At 74.5% G+C, this 19,308-nt stretch carries 17 protein-coding genes and 2 pseudogenes; 13 read left to right on the top strand and 6 right to left on the bottom strand.

All coding sequences use genetic code 11. The features are described from left to right. Positions 1 to 358: 358 nt before the first annotated feature. The 3 genes and pseudogenes from E0D90_RS11860 to E0D90_RS28600 form a co-directional block, all read right to left on the bottom strand. The gene (locus E0D90_RS11860; protein WP_103503090.1) at positions 359 to 1,012 is read right to left on the bottom strand and encodes an HhH-GPD-type base excision DNA repair protein; all 654 of its coding nucleotides are present in this window, start codon (positions 1,010 to 1,012) and stop codon (positions 359 to 361) included. 207 nt (positions 1,013 to 1,219) lie between these two features. Next, the gene (locus E0D90_RS28295) at positions 1,220 to 1,342 is read right to left on the bottom strand and encodes a hypothetical protein (RefSeq protein WP_258037194.1); all 123 of its coding nucleotides are present in this window, start codon (positions 1,340 to 1,342) and stop codon (positions 1,220 to 1,222) included. Between the two features lie 137 nt (positions 1,343 to 1,479). After that, positions 1,480 to 1,548: pseudogene (locus E0D90_RS28600) on the bottom strand (hypothetical protein); the annotation flags it as partial. A 331-nt stretch (positions 1,549 to 1,879) separates the two neighbouring features. Between E0D90_RS28600 and E0D90_RS11850 the strand changes: the two are divergent. Further along, complete coding sequence (locus tag E0D90_RS11850; RefSeq protein ID WP_130797847.1) at positions 1,880 to 2,662, top strand: glucosamine-6-phosphate deaminase; 783 nt, start codon at positions 1,880 to 1,882, stop codon at positions 2,660 to 2,662. 109 nt (positions 2,663 to 2,771) lie between these two features. Here the strand turns inward: E0D90_RS11850 and E0D90_RS11845 are convergent, their stop codons facing one another. After that, positions 2,772 to 3,095 carry a plasmid stabilization protein gene (locus E0D90_RS11845; RefSeq protein WP_130797845.1) on the bottom strand — a complete coding sequence of 108 codons (324 nt, stop codon included), beginning with the start codon at positions 3,093 to 3,095 and terminating at the stop codon, positions 2,772 to 2,774. A gap of 73 nt (positions 3,096 to 3,168) precedes the next feature. Here E0D90_RS11845 and E0D90_RS11840 point away from each other — a divergent pair, with 73 nt between their 5' ends. The 3 genes from E0D90_RS11840 to E0D90_RS11830 all read left to right on the top strand — a co-directional run bounded on the left by E0D90_RS11840 (position 3,169) and on the right by E0D90_RS11830 (position 6,521). Beyond that, positions 3,169 to 4,134, top strand: a complete 966-nt coding sequence (locus tag E0D90_RS11840; RefSeq protein WP_130797843.1) for a TIGR03557 family F420-dependent LLM class oxidoreductase — start codon at positions 3,169 to 3,171, stop codon at positions 4,132 to 4,134. Between the two features lie 8 nt (positions 4,135 to 4,142). Further along, on the top strand, positions 4,143 to 4,877 hold the full coding sequence (locus tag E0D90_RS11835) for an HAD family hydrolase (protein WP_227870162.1): 735 nt from the start codon (positions 4,143 to 4,145) through the stop codon (positions 4,875 to 4,877). Between the two features lie 171 nt (positions 4,878 to 5,048). Next, on the top strand, positions 5,049 to 6,521 hold the full coding sequence (locus E0D90_RS11830; RefSeq protein ID WP_130797851.1) for an FAD-dependent oxidoreductase: 1,473 nt from the start codon (positions 5,049 to 5,051) through the stop codon (positions 6,519 to 6,521). A 28-nt stretch (positions 6,522 to 6,549) separates the two neighbouring features. On the opposite strand, the gene E0D90_RS11825 is transcribed toward E0D90_RS11830, so the two are convergent. Then, positions 6,550 to 7,344 carry an SMI1/KNR4 family protein gene (locus E0D90_RS11825; protein WP_130797839.1) on the bottom strand — a complete coding sequence of 265 codons (795 nt, stop codon included), beginning with the start codon at positions 7,342 to 7,344 and terminating at the stop codon, positions 6,550 to 6,552. 171 nt (positions 7,345 to 7,515) lie between these two features. On the opposite strand from E0D90_RS11825, the gene E0D90_RS11820 reads away from it, so the two are divergent. The 6 genes and pseudogenes from E0D90_RS11820 to E0D90_RS11795 all read left to right on the top strand — a co-directional run bounded on the left by E0D90_RS11820 (position 7,516) and on the right by E0D90_RS11795 (position 14,444). Then, complete coding sequence (locus E0D90_RS11820; RefSeq protein ID WP_130797837.1) at positions 7,516 to 8,472, top strand: STM4015 family protein; 957 nt, start codon at positions 7,516 to 7,518, stop codon at positions 8,470 to 8,472. A gap of 199 nt (positions 8,473 to 8,671) precedes the next feature. Further along, positions 8,672 to 9,652, top strand: coding sequence for an STM4015 family protein (locus E0D90_RS11815; RefSeq protein ID WP_170214964.1), 981 nt, complete (start codon positions 8,672 to 8,674; stop codon positions 9,650 to 9,652). Beyond that, positions 9,649 to 10,743, top strand: a pseudogene (locus E0D90_RS11810) (STM4014 family protein); the annotation flags it as partial. The gene E0D90_RS11815 and the pseudogene E0D90_RS11810, both read left to right, overlap by 4 nt. A gap of 349 nt (positions 10,744 to 11,092) precedes the next feature. After that, on the top strand, positions 11,093 to 11,938 hold the full coding sequence (locus E0D90_RS11805) for an STM4013/SEN3800 family hydrolase (RefSeq protein ID WP_103503091.1): 846 nt from the start codon (positions 11,093 to 11,095) through the stop codon (positions 11,936 to 11,938). Further along, positions 11,935 to 13,377, top strand: a complete 1,443-nt coding sequence (locus E0D90_RS11800; RefSeq protein ID WP_130797835.1) for an STM4012 family radical SAM protein — start codon at positions 11,935 to 11,937, stop codon at positions 13,375 to 13,377. The genes E0D90_RS11805 and E0D90_RS11800 overlap by 4 nt, the downstream gene beginning before the upstream one ends. A 221-nt stretch (positions 13,378 to 13,598) precedes the next feature. Beyond that, complete coding sequence (locus tag E0D90_RS11795; protein WP_130797833.1) at positions 13,599 to 14,444, top strand: STM4011 family radical SAM protein; 846 nt, start codon at positions 13,599 to 13,601, stop codon at positions 14,442 to 14,444. Positions 14,445 to 14,517: 73 nt separating this feature from the next. On the opposite strand, the gene E0D90_RS11790 is transcribed toward E0D90_RS11795, so the two are convergent. Beyond that, a complete protein-coding gene (locus tag E0D90_RS11790; protein ID WP_130797830.1) occupies positions 14,518 to 15,894 on the bottom strand; it encodes an MFS transporter in 1,377 nt (458 codons plus the stop codon). Between the two features lie 266 nt (positions 15,895 to 16,160). Between E0D90_RS11790 and E0D90_RS11785 the strand changes: the two genes are divergently transcribed. Genes E0D90_RS11785 through E0D90_RS11775 form a run of 3 tightly spaced genes read left to right on the top strand, consistent with a single transcriptional unit; the run spans position 16,161 to position 19,290 of the window. Beyond that, the gene (locus E0D90_RS11785) at positions 16,161 to 16,796 is read left to right on the top strand and encodes a M15 family metallopeptidase (protein WP_130797828.1); all 636 of its coding nucleotides are present in this window, start codon (positions 16,161 to 16,163) and stop codon (positions 16,794 to 16,796) included. Then, entirely contained in the window at positions 16,793 to 18,130 is a 1,338-nt protein-coding gene (gene alr, locus E0D90_RS11780; RefSeq protein WP_227870161.1) for an alanine racemase, read from the top strand. Before E0D90_RS11785 ends, alr begins: the two co-directional genes overlap by 4 nt. A gap of 44 nt (positions 18,131 to 18,174) precedes the next feature. After that, complete coding sequence (locus E0D90_RS11775) at positions 18,175 to 19,290, top strand: D-alanine--D-alanine ligase family protein (protein ID WP_227870160.1); 1,116 nt, start codon at positions 18,175 to 18,177, stop codon at positions 19,288 to 19,290. The last annotated feature ends 18 nt before the right edge of the window (positions 19,291 to 19,308 follow it).

Here is a 19,308-nt window from a genome sequence, read left to right as displayed (position 1 = left end):
GGAGGGGGGTGTGCGCCGCGGCCGGGGTCGGCTCGGCGGAGGCTGCGGGGCTGGTGAGCAGCAGGGGAGTGGCCAGCGCGGTGGCGAGCAGGGCGGCCAGTGCGCCGTGCCGTCGGCCGTGCGGTCGTCGCGGTCCTCTCACGGAGCGGGGTCCTTCCGGTGCGGTCGGTAGTGACTGCGGAAGCTACCCCCGTCCAGGGGGCGTGCGACGCTGTCGACGCGCCCCCTGGCGCCGGATGGCCGAACGCCACGCTGATGACGCGCCAATATGATCACCCGATCGGTCGGGTCGGGCCGCTCACTCGCGCGGAGCAGCGCCGGGATGGTCGGGGTCGCCGGGGCCGATGGCCGCCTGAGGTCAGCGGCCTCCGCGCCTGGCTCCGCCGCCGGAGCCACGCGCACCGCCGGAGCCTCCGGAGCCGCCCGAGCCCGCCTTGGCCTCACGGGCGGCCTGCTTCAGCTGCTGCTTGTGTTCGCGGACGCGGGAGAGCGTCTCCGGCCCGGTGATGTCGGCCGCCGACCGGTAGGCGTCCGGTTCGCCGTAGACCCCGGCCGCCTCGCGCCATCCTTCGGGCCGGACCCCGAGCCGCTTGCCCAGCAGGGCGACGAAGATCCTGGCCTTCTGCTCCCCGTAGCCGGGGAGCTTCTTGAGCCGGCTCAGCAGCTCGGCGCCGTCCTTCGCGGTGGTCCACACGGCGGCCGGGTCGCCGTCGTAGTGGTCCACCAGGTACTGGCACAGCTGCTGGATGCGCTTGGCCATCGAGCCGGGGTAGCGGTGGATCGCCGGCTTCCGGGCGCAGAGGTCCGCGAACTCCTCGGGGTCCGCGGCGGCGATGGCGTGCGCGTCCAGGTCGTCCCCGCCGAGCCGCTGCAACAGCGTCCAGGGGCCGGTGAACGCCCATTCCATCGGGACCTGCTGGTCGAGGAGCATCCCGGTCAGGGCCGCCAGCGGGCTGCGGCCGAGCAGCGCGTCGGCCTCCGGGTGCTGGGCGATCCGCACGGTGGTGTCCATGGCCACCATGATGTCCCCGGCGTCCCGCCCACGCACCCGGGCTCGCCGGCCGGGCCGTTGACCGGCGCTGCGTCGCTCAGCGCAGCGGAACGGGCACGGCCACGCGGCGACCCACGGTGCGGGCTGGTGCGACCGAGAGTCACGGATGCGTCGCGTTCCGCCCGCCGACCGGCCACCGTTCGGGGGCGGGGCCCGGCCGCGCGCCGCTCAACCGCCGGTCGGAAGCCGGGCGTCGAGCAGCCCCCGCCGGGACAGGTCGGCCCGGAGCGCCTCGGGCACCGGAGCCTCGAACAGCGCCACGTTCTCCCGTACTTCACGCGCGGAGCGCATTCCCGCGCCCCACCCTGGCGAGCGCCGGGTGGCGCAGCGGGAACGCCAGCGCCGCCTGGGGCGGACTCGGCACGGGGACGGTCGTGCAGGGCGTCGCCGAGGCGTCGTTCGGAGAGGCCGACGCCGTAGTGCGGCGCGGTGTCGAAGGAGCGGATCCCGTGTTCCCAGGCGGAGTTGACCGACTCGGCCGCGGTGTCGTCGTCCAGTGGGGCGAAGAGGCCGCCCAGCGGTCCGCCGCCGAAGCCCAGGCGGGTGACGGGGCCCGCGTGGTGCCGAGTCGCTGTGTCTCCATGCGGTGCGGTCCTCTCGTCGGGCGCGGGCGCGGGTGTTGCCTTGGGCGTTGGCTCCGGGCGGGCGCCGGGTCGGCGGGGTGCTCCAGCGTCGGGTCCCGGAGTGGGCGCGGGGCAACGCTGTTTCCGGCAGTGGCGCGGTGCGGGGGCCGGGATCGGGCGGGTGTGCGGGGGGTCTGGGAGACGCGGCGCACCGCTGCTAGATTGGTCTACACCACTCGGTTCCCACTAGATCGGCAGGTCCACCGTGGAAGTTGTGATCGTCCCGGACGCGGACGCCGCCGGCGAGCTGATCGCGGGGGCGATGGCGGGGCTGCTGGCCCGCCGCCCCGACGCGCTCCTCGGCGTGGCGACCGGTTCCACGCCGCTGCCGGTCTACCGCGCGCTGGCCGCCCGGGTGCGCGCCGGTGGGGTGGACGTCTCCCGCGCCCGCGTCTGCCAACTCGACGAGTACGTCGGCCTGCCCGCCGGGCATCCGGAGTCCTACCGGTCCACGGTGCTGCGCGAGGTGGTGGCGCCACTGGGGCTCACGGAGGAGTCGTTCCTCGGCCCGGACGGTGAGGCCGACGACCTGCCGGCCGCCTGTGCCGACTACGACCGCGCGCTGGCCGAGGCCGGCGGGGTCGACCTGCAACTGCTCGGGATCGGCAGCGACGGGCACATCGGCTTCAACGAGCCGTGCTCCTCCCTCGCCTCCCGCACTCGGATCAAGACCCTCACCCGCCGCACCCGCGAGGACAACTCGCGGTTCTTCGGCAGTGTGGACGAGGTCCCCCAGCACGTCATCACCCAGGGCATCGGCACCATTCTCGACGCGCGCCACGTCGTGCTGCTGGCCACCGGTGCCGGCAAGGCGGAGGCGGTGGCACTCGCGGTGGAGGGGCCGCTCGCCGCGTCCGTGCCCGCCTCCGCGCTCCAGTTGCACCCGCACGCCACCGTGGTGGTGGACGAGGCCGCGGCCGCCGGTCTCGCCCGCGCCGACTACTTCCGCGACACCTACGCGGCCAAGCCGAAGTGGCAGGGCCTGTAGGGATCGCGACGACGGGCCGGGATCGCGACGACGGGCCGGCGCCCGGGCCCGCCGTCCGGCGCCCGGCCCCGCGCCCGGGGACCGTCGCCCGGGCACGTGCTCGTGGTGCTCAGCGCCGCAGGGCGCGCTCCAGGTCGGCCTTGCGCATCGTCGAGCGCCCCTTGACGTCGCGTCGCCGGGCCTCGGCGTACAGCTGGTCGTAGGTGCGTCCGCCGGGGCCGCTGTGCGACCGCTTGCCGCCGCGCCGGGAGGCGGACATGTCGTCCACCGAGGTGCGGCTGGCGGTGCGGCTCTCGCCTGCCTGTGCGCGCTCCTTGTTGACCGTGCGCGCCGCGATCTCCTTGGCGCGCTCGGGTGGCGTGCCGCGCCGCTCCACGCTCTCCTTGACGTGCTCGTACTGCCGCTCCCGTTTGGGCGAGGAACCGCTGGGCATGGGGTCTCCTCTGTCGTGGGTTCCGTGGTGCCGTCCTGGTTTCAGGCTAGCCAGACCCGGCAAAACCACCAACATGGCACAAATCGGATACACGATGATGACCGAGCAGGCCGGTCCGCGTGAGCTCGTCGACCATGTGGTCGCGGCCGAGCGTGCCGGCTTCGACTTCTCCGTCACCTCCGACCACTACTTCCCCTGGCTCCGCTCGCAGGGGCACGCGCCCTACGCGTGGAGCGTGCTGGGCGCCGCCGCGCAGGCCACCGAACGCATCCCCCTGATGACCTACGTGACCTGCCCGACGGTCCGGTACCACCCGGCCGTGATCGCCCAGAAGGCCGCCACCACCCAACTGCTGTCCGGCGGCCGGTTCCGGCTCGGCCTCGGCTCCGGCGAGAACCTCAACGAGCATGTCGTCGGCGCCGGTTGGCCCGCGCCCCGGACCCGGCTGGAGATGCTGGCCGAGGCCGTGGAGATCATCCGTGCGCTCTTCGGCGGCGGCGACGTCACCCACCACGGGGAGCACTTCGACGTCGAGAACGCCCGGCTGTGGGACCTTCCGGAGCAGGCCCCGCCCATCGGGGTGGCCGTCTCCGGACCGGTCTCCTGCGGCGTCGCCGGCGAACTGGCCGACCTCGTGATCGCCACCGAACCCCGTGCCGATCTGCTCGCCGAGTTCGACCGGCACGGGGGCACCGGCAAACCCCGCGTCGGCCAGCTCCAGGTCTGCTACGACCCGGACCGGGCGGCGGCCGTCGACCGCGCGTACGAGATGGCCCGCTGGTCCCTCGGCGCCTGGCCGGTCAACTCCGAACTGCGCGGCCCGGCGGGCTTCGACGCCGCGGCCGCCCCGATCACCCACGAGCAGGTCGCCGAGGCCATCCCCTGCGGTGACGACGTCAGACTGTTCACCGACGCCGTCCAGGCCTACGTGGACGCCGGGTTCACCGAGATCGCGCTCGTCCAGGTCGGCGGAGACCACCAACTGCCCTTCCTGGAATGGGCGAACCGCACCCTGCTGCCCGAACTGCGGAAACTGTGAGGCTCTCTGTGCCGGACGAATCCCCCGACCGCCGCTCACCGGAAGCGGACGACTCGGCGACCTACGCCGCCGTCCTCGATGTCGACGGGACCCTCGTCGACACCAACTACCTTCACTGCGCGGCATGGTGGGAGGCGTTCCGGCAGGTCGGCCACCACATCCCGATGCGGGAGATCCACCACGCGCTCGGCCTCCCCGGCGGCGAGCTGATCGCCCATCTGCTGGGCGAGGACCGCGACCCGGACCGTGACGAGGTGCTGAGGGCCTCCCACAAGACCCTGTACGGAACGTACTTCAGCCGCCTGCTGCCCCTGCCCGGAGCGGCCGACCTCCTGCGTGAACTCGCTGCCGGTGGCTGGCACGTCGTCCTCGCCACCTCCGCCGACGGCGAGGAACTCGACGCGCTGCGGCGCGCGATCGACGCCGACGACGCCATCCACTCCACCGCCAGCTCCGACGACGTGAGCGAGGGCAAACCCGCGCCGGAACCGGTCCACCGTGCCCGTGAACTCGCCGCCGGGACGCCACCGGAGCGCACCGTCTTCGTCGGCGACTCCGTCTGGGACATGCGCGCGGCCACCCGCGCCGGGGCGACCGCCGTCGGACTGACCTGTGGAGGCATCTCCGAGGCCGACCTCCGCGAGGCCGGCGCCACCGAGATCCACCGCGATCCGCGCGCGCTGCTCGACGCGCTGCACGAGAGCGCCTTCGCACGGGTGCGCCCCGGCGCCGTCGACGGCTGACCGGCGTTTGTCCCGGCCGCCCGGGGGAAGCGGCGACTTCCGGCGACCGTTGCCGGCGGCGCGCCCCGCCGACGGTGGCGGCGGCGGTGCCGAGCAGACTGGGCAGGGGCCGGCCGGACGACCGCCGGCCGGGCGACGGAGAGGAAGACCGCGGTGAGCGCTGCACGACGCATGGTGGTGATCGGGGGCGACGCCGCCGGCATGTCCGCGGCCGCCCAGGCCCGGCGGCTGTCCTCCGCCGACGAACTGGACATCGTCGCGTTCGAACGCGGCGCCTTCACCTCCTACTCCGCCTGCGGCATCCCCTACTGGGTCGCCGGCGACGTCGGTGACCGCGAACAGCTGATCGCCCGCGACCCCGACGAGCACCGCCGGCGCGGTATCGACGTCCGGACCCACACCGAGATCACCCGGATCGACACCGACGGCCGCCGCGTCCTCGCCCGCGCACGGGACGGGCGGGAGGAGTGGCACGGCTACGACGACCTGGTGATCGCGACCGGCGCCGTCCCGCTGCGCCCGCCGCTGCCCGGCATCGACGCCGAGGGCGTGCACGGAGTGCAGAACCTCACCGACGGCGCCGCCCTGATCGACGCCCTCGACCGGCTCGGCGCCCCCGCGCCCGCCCCGGGCGACGGCGACAGCTGCCCGGTCGGTGACGCCCGCGCGCCCGGCGACACGCGCACGGCCGACGACGCCCGCACAGCCGGCCGGCGCGGCGGCGGCCCGCTGCGCGCGGTCGTCGTCGGGGCCGGCTACATCGGGATCGAGATGGCCGAGGCCATGATCCGGCGCGGCTTCACCGTGACCGTCGTCGACCAGGCCGCCGAACCGATGACTACCCTCGACCCCGACATGGGCGCCCTGGTCCGCGAGGCCATGAACGGCATGGGTATCGAGACGGTGATGGGCGACCCCGTCACCGAGATCGAGACCGGTGACGACGGAGCGGTCCGCGCCGTCCGCACCGAGAACGGACGCCATCCGGCCGACCTGGTCGTCCTCGGCCTCGGCACCCGGCCGCAGACCGAGCTGGCCGAGGCCGCCGGGCTGCCGCTCGGGCCGTCGGGCGGGCTGCTGACCGACCGCGCCATGCGGGTGCGCGGGCACCGCCATGTGTGGGCCGGCGGGGACTGCGTCGAGGTCGAGCACCGGCTGACCGGGGACACCCGGCACATCCCGCTCGGCACCCACGCCAACAAGCACGGACAGGTCATCGGCGCCAACATCGCCGGGGACTACGCCACCTTCCCCGGCGTCGTCGGCACCGCCGTCAGCAAGGTCTGCGACCTGGAGATCGCCCGCACCGGGCTGCTGGAACGGGAAGCCACCGCCGCCGGCCTCCAGTTCGTCACCGTCACCGTGGAGGCCACCAGCCGCGCCGGCTACTACCCGGGCGCGGAACCGATGCGGGTCAAGCTGCTCGCCGAGCGGATCACCGGGCGGCTGCTCGGAGCGCAGATCGTGGGCCGCGAGGTCGCCGCGAAGCGGGTCGACACGGTCGCCGTCGCGCTCACCGCCGGGATGACCGCGGCCGACCTGACCATGCTCGACCTCGGCTACGCCCCGCCGTTCTCACCGGTCTGGGACCCGGTGCAGGTCGCCGCCCGCAAGGCCGCGGCGGCGGTGCGCGCCGAAGGCTGACGGCACCGGCGCCCGCTGCCGGCGGCCCTCATCCGGAGGCGCCGGGCAGTGGCGCGCCGGAGGCGATCCAGCCGGGCAGATCGCCGGTGACCCGCTCCCCGTCCTCCGCGGCATCCGGGCCGATCGCCCCGAGGTCCAGCCGGTACACCGACGCGCGGTCCACACCGTGCCGCCGCATCAACAGCCCGCCTCCGCCGCTGTCGTCCCCCACCAGCACCCACCCGGGCGCGTACCCGGTCACCGCGTGGGTGGTGTTCCGCTCCGCGATCAGATGGGGGCCGTACAACTGGACGCCACCCGGCAGCCGGACCCCGGGCCCACGTCGCCACAGCCGGGCGACCGCCGGGTTCGGCCCGTCACCGAGGCCCTCGGCCCGGGCCACCGACACGGTCAGGAAGCCGACGAAGGTGTCGGCGAACGGGTCGAGCCGGCCGTCGATGCCGTCCGCGCGCAGCACCGGGCACTCCCCGCTCGCCCGCCGGGCGGTCAGGTCGAAGAGGAAGCGGTCGCCGTCCGGTTCAGCGGCGAAGGGCAGCAGGCCGTCGCCGGGCGGACCGCCGGCGGCCACCGCCTGCGCCGTCACCGCCTCCGGGGTGTCCAGCGCGCCGGGCGGCGCCACGCACGCCAGCTCCGCGCCCGCGACCGTGCCGCCGCCGAACGCCACCAGCCACCAGCGGTAGGACGGCGGCAGCGGGCCGAGCAGCGCCTCGGCCGCGTCGATCCACGCGCCGGGCGCGCCGCCCGCCGGTCCCGTCCGCACCGACGGCGCCCACCCGGTCAGCTCGCGCAGCGGCTCCCGGTCGCACCACACCCCGTCGCTCATGCCGGTCAGGATGGCACGGCGGGACGACAGCGCCTCCGGCCCGTGGCGCTGACCTGTTGCAAGACCGTTTCCGTCCGCGTCCCTCGGATGTCAGTGCGGTCTGGCAGCATCTCGATCACCCGCCACCGAGCCTGGTGGGATCACGGGGGCGCACGCGGTACTTGGAGTGTCATGACGGTCCACGATCACCTTGTCCAATTCCACCGGCTGCCGGTCCGTGACTTCGGGGGACCCGAGGCGGACCACGCGGAGGTGGCCGACCACGGCGCCGTCGCCTGGCGGATCTCGGTGGAGCCCTACGGCGACGATCCGGAGGAGTTCACCGACGCGTTCCAGCGCTTCACCGAGGTCGTCGACCTGGCGCAGGTCCGGGCGCTGGTCATCGGCCAGTGGGGCGAGGCGTACGAGCAGGACTCCAGCCTGGTGGCCGAGCTGCTGGCCGGCGTCAAGGAGCGGCTGACCGCGCTCCGGGCGCTGTTCGTCGGCGACCTCGTGATGGAGGAGGCCGAGATCTCCTGGATCGAGCAGTCCGACCTCACCGTTCTCCTGGAGGCTTTCCCGCAGTTGGAGGAGCTCGGCATCCGGGGCGGCACCAAGCTCGCCCTGCGACCGGTCCGCCACGAGGCGCTGCGGTCCCTGACGATCGAGACCGGCGGGCTCCCGGGCGAGGTCACCCAGGCTGTGAGCGACAGCGACTTCCCGGCGCTGGAGAGCCTGACGCTCTGGCTCGGCCAGGAGAACTACGGCGGGACCACCACCCCCGAGCACCTCGCCGGCATCCTCTCGGGCACCCGGCTGCCCGCGCTGCGCCGGCTCGCCCTCCAGAACGCCGACGAGCAGGACGCCGTCGCCGTCGCCCTCGCCACGGCACCGGTGCTGCCCCGGCTCCTGAGCCTCGACCTGTCGCTGGGCGCCCTCACCGACACCGGCGCGCAGGCACTGCTCGACGGCCAGACCCTGGCCGGCCTGGAGGAGCTGAACCTCTCCTACCACTACCTCAGCGAGGAGATGGAGCGGCGCTTCGAGGCGGCGATGGAGGCCATCGGCGTCGAGGTCGACCTCTCCGACCGTCAGGAGCCCGAGGAGTACCGGGGCCAGATCTACCGCTACTCCGCCATCGGCGAGTGAGCCCGGCGCCCCGGCCCCGGCCGGGGCGCCCATCCGCAGTACCGGCACGGCGCCGGCAGGTGGGCGGTTCGCCCCGGGCGCCGGGCGTTTGGCCCCCGGGCGCCGGGCGGTTCGCCTGTCGGAGCGAGCTGGCAGCATCGTCGTCACCCGTCACCACGCCGTGTGGCACCGGGGGGAACACACCGCGCAGGGGAGCCGCATGTCCCACTACCACCACCTCACCGAGTTCCACGGGCTGCCCGTCCGTGAGTTCGGAGGCCCGGAGGCCGACCACACCGAGGTCACCGACCACGGTGCCGTCGCCTGGCGTCTGTCCGTCGAGCCGTACGGAGCCACCGAGGACTTCGGGAGCAGGTTCGCCCGGTTCCGCGAGACCGTGGAACTGGAGCGGACAAGCGCCCTGATCGTCGGCCAGTGGGACAAGAGCGGCGTGGATCCGAGCGAGGTCCTGCGACTGCTGGAGGAGAACCGCGACCGGCTGCCGTCACTTCGGGCGCTGTTCCTCGGCGAGATCGTCGCTGAGGAACAGGAGATCTCCTGGATCACCCAGAGCGATGTGACCTGCCTGCTCACGGCTTTTCCCCGGCTGACGGAGCTTCGGCTCCGCGGCGGCCACGGACTGGGGCTCCAGCCGGTCCGGCACGAGTCCCTGCGTCATCTCATCATCGAAACGGGCGGCCTCGGCGGCGATGTCGTCCGTGCTCTCGGCGCCTGCCAGCTGACCGCGCTGGAGCGGCTGGTCCTGTGGCTGGGCGAGGAGGAGTACGGCGCCACCGTCAACGCTGAGGACCTCACCGGCATCCTGGCGGGCACCCACCTCCCCGCGCTGCGCCATCTCGGCCTGCGGAACTCCGAGATACAGAACGAGATCGCCGAACGTGTCGCCGTCGCCCCGGTGGTGGCCCGCCTCACCACCCTCGACCTCTCCATGGGCGTGCTCGACGACTCCGGCGCCGCCGCGCTGCTGGAGGGCCAGTCCCTGGCGCACCTGCACGGCATCGACCTCTCGTACCACTTCCTCTCCGAGGAGATGGCCGAGCGGTTCGCCACCGCGATGGCCGCCGTGGGCGTCGCGGCCGACCTCTCGGAGCCGCAGGACGGCGAGGAGTGCGCCTGCGACGTGGACGGCGCCGAGGAGTGCGACTGCGCCGAGTTCCGCTACCCGGCGGTCGGCGAATGATCCGCTGCACGGTCGTCGGCAACCCCGAGAACCGCAGGGTCGCGCTGTTCGCCGCCGCCGTCCGCGCGGCCGGACTCCCCGCACCCCGGGTCCTGCCGTGGCTGGAGGTGCTCCGCACCCTCCGGGACGGCGGCCCCGGCGCACTGCCCCGCTTCCGCCCCGGTGAGATCGTCCGGCTGGACTCCCCGGGGGAGAACGACGAGGTCGGCGTCCTGCTGCGTGACGTCGAGGACCAGACCAGGGTGGAGGGCGGCGCGCTCTGGTACGCCCGCTTCACCGGCGCCGTCCGGGCGCTCACCGGCCGGGCGCTGGCCGACGGCGCCCGGCTGCTGGACGATCCGGACGAGCTGGCCGTGCTCTTCGACAAGCGGCTGTGCCACGGGGTGCTGAGCGGCGCGGGGGTGCCGGTGCCCCGCTCCCCGACGTCCGGCCCCGGCGCTCCGCCGGTCCGCGGCTGGGACGATGTCCGTGCCGCCGGACTGGGCAGGTTCTTCGTGAAGCCCGCACACGGCTCGTCCGCCTCGGGCGTGCTCGCCGTACAGACCGGCGCCGGCGGCCGGGTCCGCGCGGTGACCTCGGTCGAACGCGACGGCCAGGGCCACATGTACAACTCCCTCCGGGTGCGCGCCTACGACACCGAGACCGAGGTGGCCGCGCTCGTCGACGCGCTGGCGCCCGACGGCCTGCACCTGGAGAGCTGGTGGCCCAAGGCCGCGCAGGGGAACCGTGCGATGGATCTGCGCGTGGTCGTCGTCGCGGGCCGCGCCACCCACGCGGTGGTCCGTGCCAGCCGTTCGCCGATGACCAACCTCCACCTCGGGGGCGTCCGCGGCGATCTGGCCGAGGCCCGCGAGGCGGCCGGCCCGATGTGGGAGACGGCGATGAGCGCCTGCGAGCGCGCCGCCGCCTGCTTCCCGGGGACGCTGTGCGTCGGCGTCGACCTGCTGCCGGGGACGGGCTGGCGCGGTGTCGCGGTCGGTGAGGTCAACGCCTTCGGTGATCTGCTGCCCCGGCTCACCGGGATGCCCGGCGGCGGCGCGGAGGGGCTGGACACCTATGGTGCCCAGGTCGCGGCCCTGCTGCGCGGCACGGCCCCCCGGGGCCGGGGTGCTGCCACCGCGCAGGCGGGAGCGCGCGAGCCGGCCGGTGCCGGGGACGCGTCGGGCGCGGTGCCCGTCGCGGGCGCCGTGCCCGACGCGGACGCCGTGGAATCGGTGCCCGCCTCGGGCTCCGTGCGCGCCCCGGGCTCCGGGGACATGGCGGGGCCGGTGGCGGAGGAGAGCGGCGTGCTGTGCGGTGTGCCGGGAGCGTGGCGAGGGAGCGGGACCGATGTCGAGAAGTGAGCACACCGTGTCGGCGGGATCCGAGCGCGCGCCGGTGCCGCCGGTCGCCGCGGTGGCGGGCGCCCCGGTGGCGGGCGCCCCGAGCGAGCCGGTGGACATGAACGCCGTGGTCGGCCGGGACGACATCCTGCTGGTCACCCTGGACACCCTCCGCTACGACGTGGCCGTGGAACTGGCCGCCGCCGGACGCATCCCGAACCTCGCACGCCATCTCCCCGGCGGCATGTGGGAGGAACGGCACGCCCCCGGAAGCTTCACCTACGCCTCCCACCAGGCGATCTTCGCGGGCTTCCTCCCGACACCGGCCCGGCCGGGCCCCCACCCGCGGCTGTTCGCCGCGCGGTTCGCGGGCAGCGAGTCCACCGCCTCACGCACCTTCGTCCACGACACCGCGGACATCGTCGGCGGGCTCGCCGCCCGCGGGTACCACACGGCGTGCGTCGGCGGCGTGGGCTTCTTCAACAAGCAGGCACCGCTGGGCTCGGTCCTGCCGGACCTCTTCGCGGAGAGCCACTGGGAGCCGTCCTTCGGTGTCGCCTCCCCGGAGTCGTTCGAGGCGCAGGTGGCCTGCGCCGAGGGCATCGTGGCGCGGCAGCCGGCCGGGCGGCGGCTGTTCCTCTTCGTCAACGTCGCCGCACTGCACCAGCCCAACTGGTTCCACTCCCCGGGCGCGACCAGCGACGCGGGCGACACCCGTGCCACCCACGCCGCGGCACTGGAGTACGTGGACCGGCACATCGGCCGGCTGTTCGCGGCGATGACCGCCCGCCGCCGCTGCTTCGCCATCGTCTGCTCCGACCACGGCACCGCCTACGGCGAGGACGGTCACGTCGGCCACCGCATCGGCCATCCGGTGGTGTGGACCGTGCCCTACTCCCACTTCTTCCTGCCGGGCCCGGCAGGCACCCCGCCCGCCGCCACCGAACCACCCGAGGCGCCATGAACTCCCCGACCACGCTGCGCCACGCGCCCAGCCCGTACCAGTCCTACGTCTACGCCTACCCGCACAAGACCGCCTACCGCCCACTGCCGGAACGGCCGGCGCTGCGCGAACTGTGGGCGGGTGAACCGCAGGACGCGCTCTCCCTCTACGCGCACATACCGTTCTGCGAGGTGCGCTGCGGTTTCTGCAACCTCTTCACCCGCATCGGCGCGCCCGAGGGTATGACCGGCGCGTACCTGGACGCCCTGGAGCGGCAGGCCACGGCGGTACGGGAGGTACTGGAGCCCGACGCCCGGTTCGCGACCGCCGCGTTCGGCGGCGGCACGCCGACGTTCCTGACGGCGGGTGAGCTGGAGCGGCTGTGCGACATCGCGGAGCAGCGGATGGGCGCCCGCCTCACCGACATCCCCCTGTCGGTGGAGACCTCCCCCGCGACGGCCACGGCCGACCGGATGGCGCTGCTCGCCGAGCGCGGCGCGACCCGGCTGAGCATCGGGGTACAGAGCTTCGTGGAGGCCGAGGCCCGGGCGGCGGTGCGGCCGCAGCGGCGTGCCGACGTCGAGGCGGCGCTCGGTCACATCCGCGACGCCCGGATACCGACCCTCAACATCGACCTCATCTACGGAATCGACGGCCAGACCGAGGACAGCTGGGACCTCTCGCTGGACGCCGCCCTGGGCTGGCGGCCCGAGGAGCTGTACCTCTACCCGCTGTACGTGCGCCCGGGCACCGGACTGGGCCGTCGCGGCCCGGACGGCGCGGGAAGCCCCGGCGAGGCCGCCGGCCCGGCCGACGCCACCGGCGACTCCCCGCACCCGGACTGGGACGAGCAGCGGCTGCGGCTCTACCGCCACGGCCGGGACCGGCTGCTGGCGGCCGGCTACCGGCAGGCGTCCATGCGCCAGTTCCGCCGCGCGGACGCCCCCGTGACCGGTGAGGACGACTACGCCTGCCAGACCGACGGCATGATCGGGCTGGGCTGTGGCGCCCGCTCCTACACCTCACGGCTCCACTACTCCTTCGGCTACGCGGTGGCCATGCCACAGATCCGGTCGATCATCGACGGCTATGTCGCGGCGCGGGACTTCGGCCACGCCGAGGTCGGGCGCTGGATGGACGCGGGCGAGGCACGCCGCCGTCATCTGCTGCAGTCGCTGCTCCAGGCCGACGGGATGCCGCTCGCCGACTACCGCGCGCGGTTCGGCACCGACGTCGGTGAGGACTTCCCGGCCGAGCTGGCACACCTGACGGAGCGCGGCTGGCTGGTGGCGGCGGACGGGCCGCACGAGGCCGCACCGGAGGCGGGCGGGTCCGGCGCCGCGCGGGCCGGTCGCCTGTTGCGGCTGTCGCCGGAGGGCCTGGCGCACTCCGACGCCATCGGGCCCCGGCTGTTCTCGCCCGCGGTGCGCGCCGCGATGGACAGTTACGAGCTGCGGTGACCGCCGCCGGACACCCGGGTGGGGGCCCGCGCTGGGTGACGATCGGGTCCGGCCCGCCCGCTGTGGAGCGGTCCGCCGCCTCCGCGCCCGGGGGATGCGCCGGCGGCGGCTGCGCCGCCCCGCCGACGGCCGCGCCGGACGCACCGCCGTCGGCCACCGGGGCCGCCGGTACCGGGGCCGCCGGTACCGGGGCCGCCGGTACGGGCGCGGCCGGTACGGGCATGGAGCTCACGGTGCTGTACCGGGGGCCGCTGGCCTCCTGCGACTACGACTGTCCCTACTGCCCCTTCGCGAAGCGACGCGACTCCACCGACCAACTGCGCGCCGACCGGACCGCCTTGGAGCGCTTCGCCGACTGGGCCGGGCAGCAGACCGGCGACCACCTGTCGCTGCTGTTCACCCCGTGGGGTGAGGGGCTGGTGCGCTCCTGGTACCGGCGCACGCTGACCGAGCTGTCGCGGCTGCCGCACATCCGCCGGGTGGCGATCCAGACCAACCTGAGCTGCCGGCCGGAGTGGCTGGCCGACGCCGACCTCGACACCCTCGCGCTCTGGTGCACCTTCCACCCCGGGCAGACGCCGTACGACCGGTTCGTCGCCAAGTGCCGGCGACTGTCCGAGCTGGGGGTGCGCCACAGCGTCGGTGTGGTGGGGCTGCCCGAACACCTGCCGGACGCCCGCCGGTTGCGGGCCGACCTGCCCGACCACGTCTATCTGTGGATCAACGCGGCCGAGGGACACCGCTACACCGACGCCGAGGCGGAGCAGTGGACGGAGCTGGACCCGCTGTTCCGCTACAGCCGCCACCCGCACACCAGCGCCGGACGGCCGTGCCGGACCGGCGAATCGGTGATCTCGGTCGACGGCGACGGCACGGTGCGACGCTGCCACTTCGTGCCGGAGCCGCTCGGCAACCTCTACGACGGCGGGTACCGGGCCGCGCTGCGGCCCCGCGCCTGCCCGTCGGCGGTGTGCGACTGCCACATCGGCTACGTCCACCTGGAGACGCTGCCGCTGTACGACGTGTTCGCGGGCGGGGTGCTGGAGCGGATCCCGGCCGACTGGTGACGGTGGGGCGGCAGCTGGTGGCGTGGTGCGTGGTGCCTGGCCTCCCCGTGCGTGGCCGGCGTCACCGGTCCGGTCACACGCCGGGGCGCGTGGTCCCCGTCTCCGGCGAGATCGGTGCTGTCGCTGTCGTCGGTGCTGTCGCCGTCGCTGTCGCCGTCGCTGTCTCCGGTACCGGTCCCGGGATCTCGACCCCTGCAGGTGCCGCCACGGCGGCCGGGGCGGGGGCGACCACCGCCGCGACGGGGGCCGAGCGTTCGGCGTCCCGGCTGGCCCGGCCCAGACCGCGGTGCCCGGACGCGGCGACGACCAGGCAGAGCAGCACCGTCGTCGTCGCCATCACCAGGGTGCCCCGGCTGCTGGTGCCGTCCGCCAGCCGCCCGCCGAGGGCGGCGCCCGCGGCCATGCCGACCGCGATTGAACTCGACATCCAGGCGAAGCCCTCGGTGAGCCGGCCGCGCGGCAGCAACCGCTCGATCAGCAGCGTTCCGGTGATCATCGCGGGCGCGATGGCCGCACCGCAGAGCAGCATGCACAACGCCATCAGCGGGGTGGCCGTCACCCATGGGAGGGGTAGTCCGGCCACGGCGAAGGCGCCCGCACAGCCGAGCAGTCGTGCGGGCAGCCCGATGCTCCAGGAGCGCACCGCGCCCCACGTCAGCCCGGCGATCAGGCTGCCGAGAGCGACCAGCGCGAGCAGTGGACCCGCGAATCCGGGGTTTCCGTTCTCCTCGGCGAACGCCAGGATCGCCACGTCGATCGCGCCGAAGAAGGTGCCCAGCAGGGCGAAAACCAGGAGCAGCAACGGCAGGCCGCGGGTGCGCAGCACACCGCGCGACCGCTGCCCGACCGCGTCAGCGGCCGGAGGCGGCGGTGCGGGGGCGGTCGCGACCAGGATCAGGGTTCCGGCGGTCAGCAGCACCAGGGCGCCGACCAGGCCGGCGGCGGGGAAGAGCGCCACCGCCAGGCTGGTGGCGAGCAGTGGCCCGACGACGAACACCGTCTCGTCGACCACCGACTCCAGCGCATAGGCGGAGGGAAGTCGCGGTGACGAGCCCACCAGCGCCACCCAGCGCGCCCGCACCAGCGACCCCACCGACAGTGAGGTCAGGCCGGTGACGATCGCGGCAGCGAGCAGCGTCCACAGCGGCTGCAGGGTGACGGCCGCCAGCACCAGGGCCGAGAGCCCCACGATCTGCCCGGCGAGCGACAGCAGCAGCACCGGCCGCTGGCCGCGCCGATCGGCCGCCCGCCCGAGCACGGGCGCGGCGACGGCCTGGCAGACGGTCATGAGCGCGGTCACCAGACCGGCCTGGGCGTAGGAGCCGGTCGTCGCCGAGACCATCAGCAGACAGCCGAGAATGCGCATGCCGTTGGGCAGCCGTCCCAGGAATCCGCCGACCACCGAACTGCGTGCCCCGGGCAACCGGAGCAGCTCCTGATACGTGCGCATATCCGCATGGTGGGGCACGGCACCCGGGACGGCCAGCGGTTTTCCCGGCCGCGCGACGTGATCTGCGGCACCGGTGCGCAGCGCCCACCGTGCGGTACCGCGCCCTGGGCGCCGCCGGGTCGCCGTCGCCGGTCGCTGTCGCTGGTTGGTGTCGCTGGTTGGTGGCGCTGGGCCGTGGCTGGTCGGAAGGGGAGTGGCCGCGCGGACGAGAGGTGCGGTACCTCAGGGGGAGGAGCCGAGCCGCCGGTGTTCCTAACGTCGGAGACATGACCACACTCATCGCCGACCCCCGGGTCACCGGCATCTCCGTCCGGGAGTGCGCCGAGCCGCTCGTCACACTGGACTGGATCGCGGGACCGGCGGCCGGACCGGCCCGCATGGTCCGCGAGGGGCTGGCCGGTCGCCTCGCGCTGGCGCGGCAACTGCTGCCCGAGGGGCTGCTGCTGCACCTGTCCGAGGGCTACCGGCCGGTGGCGGCACAGCGCGCGATCGTGAACTCGTACGCCGCGCGGCTGCGGGCCGCCCACCCTGGGCTGGACGGCGCCGACCTGGACCGGCTGACCAGCCGCTATGTGGCGCCCGTGGAGGTGGCTCCCCATGTGGCGGGCGCGGCGGTGGACATCACGCTCGCGGACCGCTTCGGACGTCCGCTGTGGATGGGGTGCGAGCTGGACGCCACTCCGGAGGAGAGCGACGGCGCCTGCTACTTCGACGCCGAGGCCATCGGAGAGGAGGCGCGCGCCAACCGTCGGCTGCTCGGCCGGGTCCTGACGGCGGCGGGCCTCGTTAACTACCCCACGGAGTGGTGGCACTGGAGCTACGGCGACCGGTACTGGGCCCATGTGACCGGGGCTGCTGCCGCCGTGTACGGCCCGGTGGCACCGTCCCTGGTGGCGGCGTGAGCGCCGCGCTCACGCGCTGTGCGGACCGTGACGGCCACGCCCCGTCGATACGGGGCACGGTCGTCGGCGCCGGGCCGAACGGCGCACCGCCGTGGTGGGAGGCCCTGCCCGTGGGGGAGCGCCTGCCCGAAGGACAGGCGCGCGGGGAGGCCGCCGGGCCACTGCGGCGCATCGACCTGGGCGCCGTCGCCGCCAACACCCGACTGCTGGCCGCCCGCGCCGACGGCGAGCTGATGGCGGTGGTCAAGGCCGACGGCTTCGGGCACGGCGCCACAGCCGTCGCCCGCACCGCGCTGGCCCACGGTGCGCGATCCCTGGGCGTCACCTCCGTCGAGGAGGGGCTGGCGCTACGGGACGCCGGGCTGCGCGCGCCCGTGCTCAGCTGGCTCAACCCGGTGCGTGCCGACTTCGACTCCGCGCTCCGGGCCCGGATTCAGCCGGCGGTCCCCGGAGAGGAACATCTCGCCGCCGTGGTCCGGGCAGCGGTACGCACCGGGTACGTCGCCCGGCTCCACCTGCATGCCGATGTCGGAATGTCCCGCGACGGCGCGTCGCCCCGGAGCTGGGGACGGCTGTGCCGCCTGGCCGCCGACGCCGAAGCGAACGGCCTGGTCCAGGTGGTAGGGGTGATGGGTCACCTCGGCTGTGCCGACCGCGCGGCCGACCCCTGCGACCGCGCTGCCCGTCGCCGCTTCAACGACGCGGTCGCCGTCGCCCGGGCGGCGGGGCTGCGTCCGCTCCTCCGGCATCTGGCCTCGACCGCCGCCGTGCTCACCGACCCGTCCACCCACTTCGACCTCTGCCGGGTCGGCGCCGGGCTGGTGGGAATCGACCCCAGCGGTACGACCGCGCTCCGTCCGGCGATGACGGTGACCGCCCCGGTGGTGAGCGTGCGCACGGTCGAGGCCGGCGCCCGGGTCGGATACGGCCACCGTTACCGCACCCGCCGCCGGAGCCGGCTGGCGCTGCTGCCGATCGGCTACGCCGACGGTGTTCCACGTGAAACATCGGGCCGGGCGCAGGTCTTGCTCGGTGGTCGGCGTCGCCCGCTGGTCGGGCTGGTCTCCATGGACCAGATCGTCGTGGACGTCACGGAACCGGCCGTCCCCGAGCTGGCCGGGAGCGGGCCGTTCGGGAGCGGGGCGTTCGGGCTCGCTCCGCCCGGCGACACGCACCGGCCCGTCCGAACCGGCGACATCGCAGTGATCCTCGGCCCGGGCGACCGGGGCGAACCCACTGCCGTCGAATGGGCCCACTGGGCCCGAACCATCCCGCACGAGATCGTCACCGGCATCGGGCCCCGCGTCCGGCGCGTGACCGAGGAGCCCGCATGACCGTCCCCGCGACAGCGACAGCGACAGCGACAGCAACAGCGACCGTGACCACCACAGCAGCGGCACCATCCACCGCGGCCACCGCGGAATGCGCCGCACCCGGTGGCCGGCGCCGGGTTGCCGTCATCGGCGGCGGCCGGAGCTGCGAACACGAGGTCTCTCTGGCCACCGCGGCGTCAGTCCGAACGGCCCTCGACCCGGCTCGCTACGAGCCGGTCGCCCTCACCATTGGCACCGACGGTCTCTGGTACCTGCTCGACGGCGAGCTCGATACCGACCCCGATGCCGGTACCCAGGCCGGCGGGTCCGACGGTGCCGGACCCGGCCGTGCACTCGGTACGACTCCGGCGGCCTCGCTCGCCGCCGCCCTCACCGTGCTCGACGGCTGCGACCTCGCCTTCCCCGCCGTCCACGGCCCACTCGGTGAGGACGGCACCCTGGCGGGACTGCTCGAACTCGCCGGAGTGCCCTACGTCGGAGCGGGCGTGCGTGGCGGGGCGTTGGCCATGGACAAGTGGGCCACCAAGCTGGTGGCGACCGAGTGCGGGCTGTCGGTCGCCCCGGGACGGCTCGTCACCGCCGCCACCGCCGGCCGGCTCCGCTTCCGTGGACCCGTCGTGGTCAAGCCGGTCGCCGCCGGCTCCAGCCACGGGGTGGCGCTGGTCGAGCACGCCGCCGACCTCGCCCCGGCCGTCGCCGCCGCACTGGCGCTGGACGACCGGGTGCTCGTCGAGGAGGTGGTGCGTGGCCGGGAGGTGGACATCGCCGTCCTGGAACGGGAGGACGGCAGCCTGTTCGTCAGCCCGTCCCTGGAGATCGCGGTGCCCGACGGCTCGCTGTTCGACACGCGGCTCAAGTACGGCGGTACCGCCGAGTTCCACATCCCGGCGGATCTCGACGACGCCGTCCGGCGGCGGCTGGCGGAGGCGGCCCGCACCCTGTTCGCGTCCCTCGGCTGTTCGGGCGTGGCCCGCTTCGACTTCTTCGTCACCGACGGCCTTACCGACCGCCTCGCCGACGGCGGGCTGGTCCTCAACGAGGTCAACACCATGCCCGGGATGACCGCGCAGTCCCAGGTACCCAAGATGTTCGCCGCCGCCGGTCTGCCGTACGCCGAGTTGTTGGACCAGCTCGTCCGGACGTCGCTGGCCCGGCGCTGACATCCCGCTCCCCGCCGG

It is taken from the genome of Streptomyces otsuchiensis, assembly GCF_004305975.1.
GTDB classification, from domain to species: Bacteria; Actinomycetota; Actinomycetes; order Streptomycetales; family Streptomycetaceae; genus Streptomyces; species Streptomyces otsuchiensis.
Note: the sequence above shows the minus strand (reverse complement) of the source record. Positions and strands in the feature narration are given on the sequence as shown.

Bases quoted from the DNA above. Each gene is read 5' to 3' on its own strand.
- E0D90_RS11860 (WP_103503090.1), bottom strand. From the start codon at position 1,012: ATGGACACCACCGTGCGGATCGCCCAGCACCCGGAGGCCGACGCGCTG.
- E0D90_RS28295 (WP_258037194.1), bottom strand. From the start codon at position 1,342: ATGCGCTCCGCGCGTGAAGTACGGGAGAACGTGGCGCTGTTCGAGGCT.
- E0D90_RS11845 (WP_130797845.1), bottom strand. From the start codon at position 3,095: ATGCCCAGCGGTTCCTCGCCCAAACGGGAGCGGCAGTACGAGCACGTC.
- E0D90_RS11840 (WP_130797843.1), top strand. From the start codon at position 3,169: ATGGCACAAATCGGATACACGATGATGACCGAGCAGGCCGGTCCGCGT.
- E0D90_RS11830 (WP_130797851.1), top strand. From the start codon at position 5,049: ATGGTGGTGATCGGGGGCGACGCCGCCGGCATGTCCGCGGCCGCCCAG.
- E0D90_RS11825 (WP_130797839.1), bottom strand. From the start codon at position 7,344: ATGAGCGACGGGGTGTGGTGCGACCGGGAGCCGCTGCGCGAGCTGACC.
- E0D90_RS11820 (WP_130797837.1), top strand. From the start codon at position 7,516: ATGACGGTCCACGATCACCTTGTCCAATTCCACCGGCTGCCGGTCCGT.
- E0D90_RS11815 (WP_170214964.1), top strand. From the start codon at position 8,672: ATGTCCCACTACCACCACCTCACCGAGTTCCACGGGCTGCCCGTCCGT.
- E0D90_RS11805 (WP_103503091.1), top strand. From the start codon at position 11,093: ATGAACGCCGTGGTCGGCCGGGACGACATCCTGCTGGTCACCCTGGAC.
- E0D90_RS11800 (WP_130797835.1), top strand. From the start codon at position 11,935: ATGAACTCCCCGACCACGCTGCGCCACGCGCCCAGCCCGTACCAGTCC.
- E0D90_RS11795 (WP_130797833.1), top strand. From the start codon at position 13,599: ATGGAGCTCACGGTGCTGTACCGGGGGCCGCTGGCCTCCTGCGACTAC.
- E0D90_RS11790 (WP_130797830.1), bottom strand. From the start codon at position 15,894: ATGCGCACGTATCAGGAGCTGCTCCGGTTGCCCGGGGCACGCAGTTCG.
- E0D90_RS11785 (WP_130797828.1), top strand. From the start codon at position 16,161: ATGACCACACTCATCGCCGACCCCCGGGTCACCGGCATCTCCGTCCGG.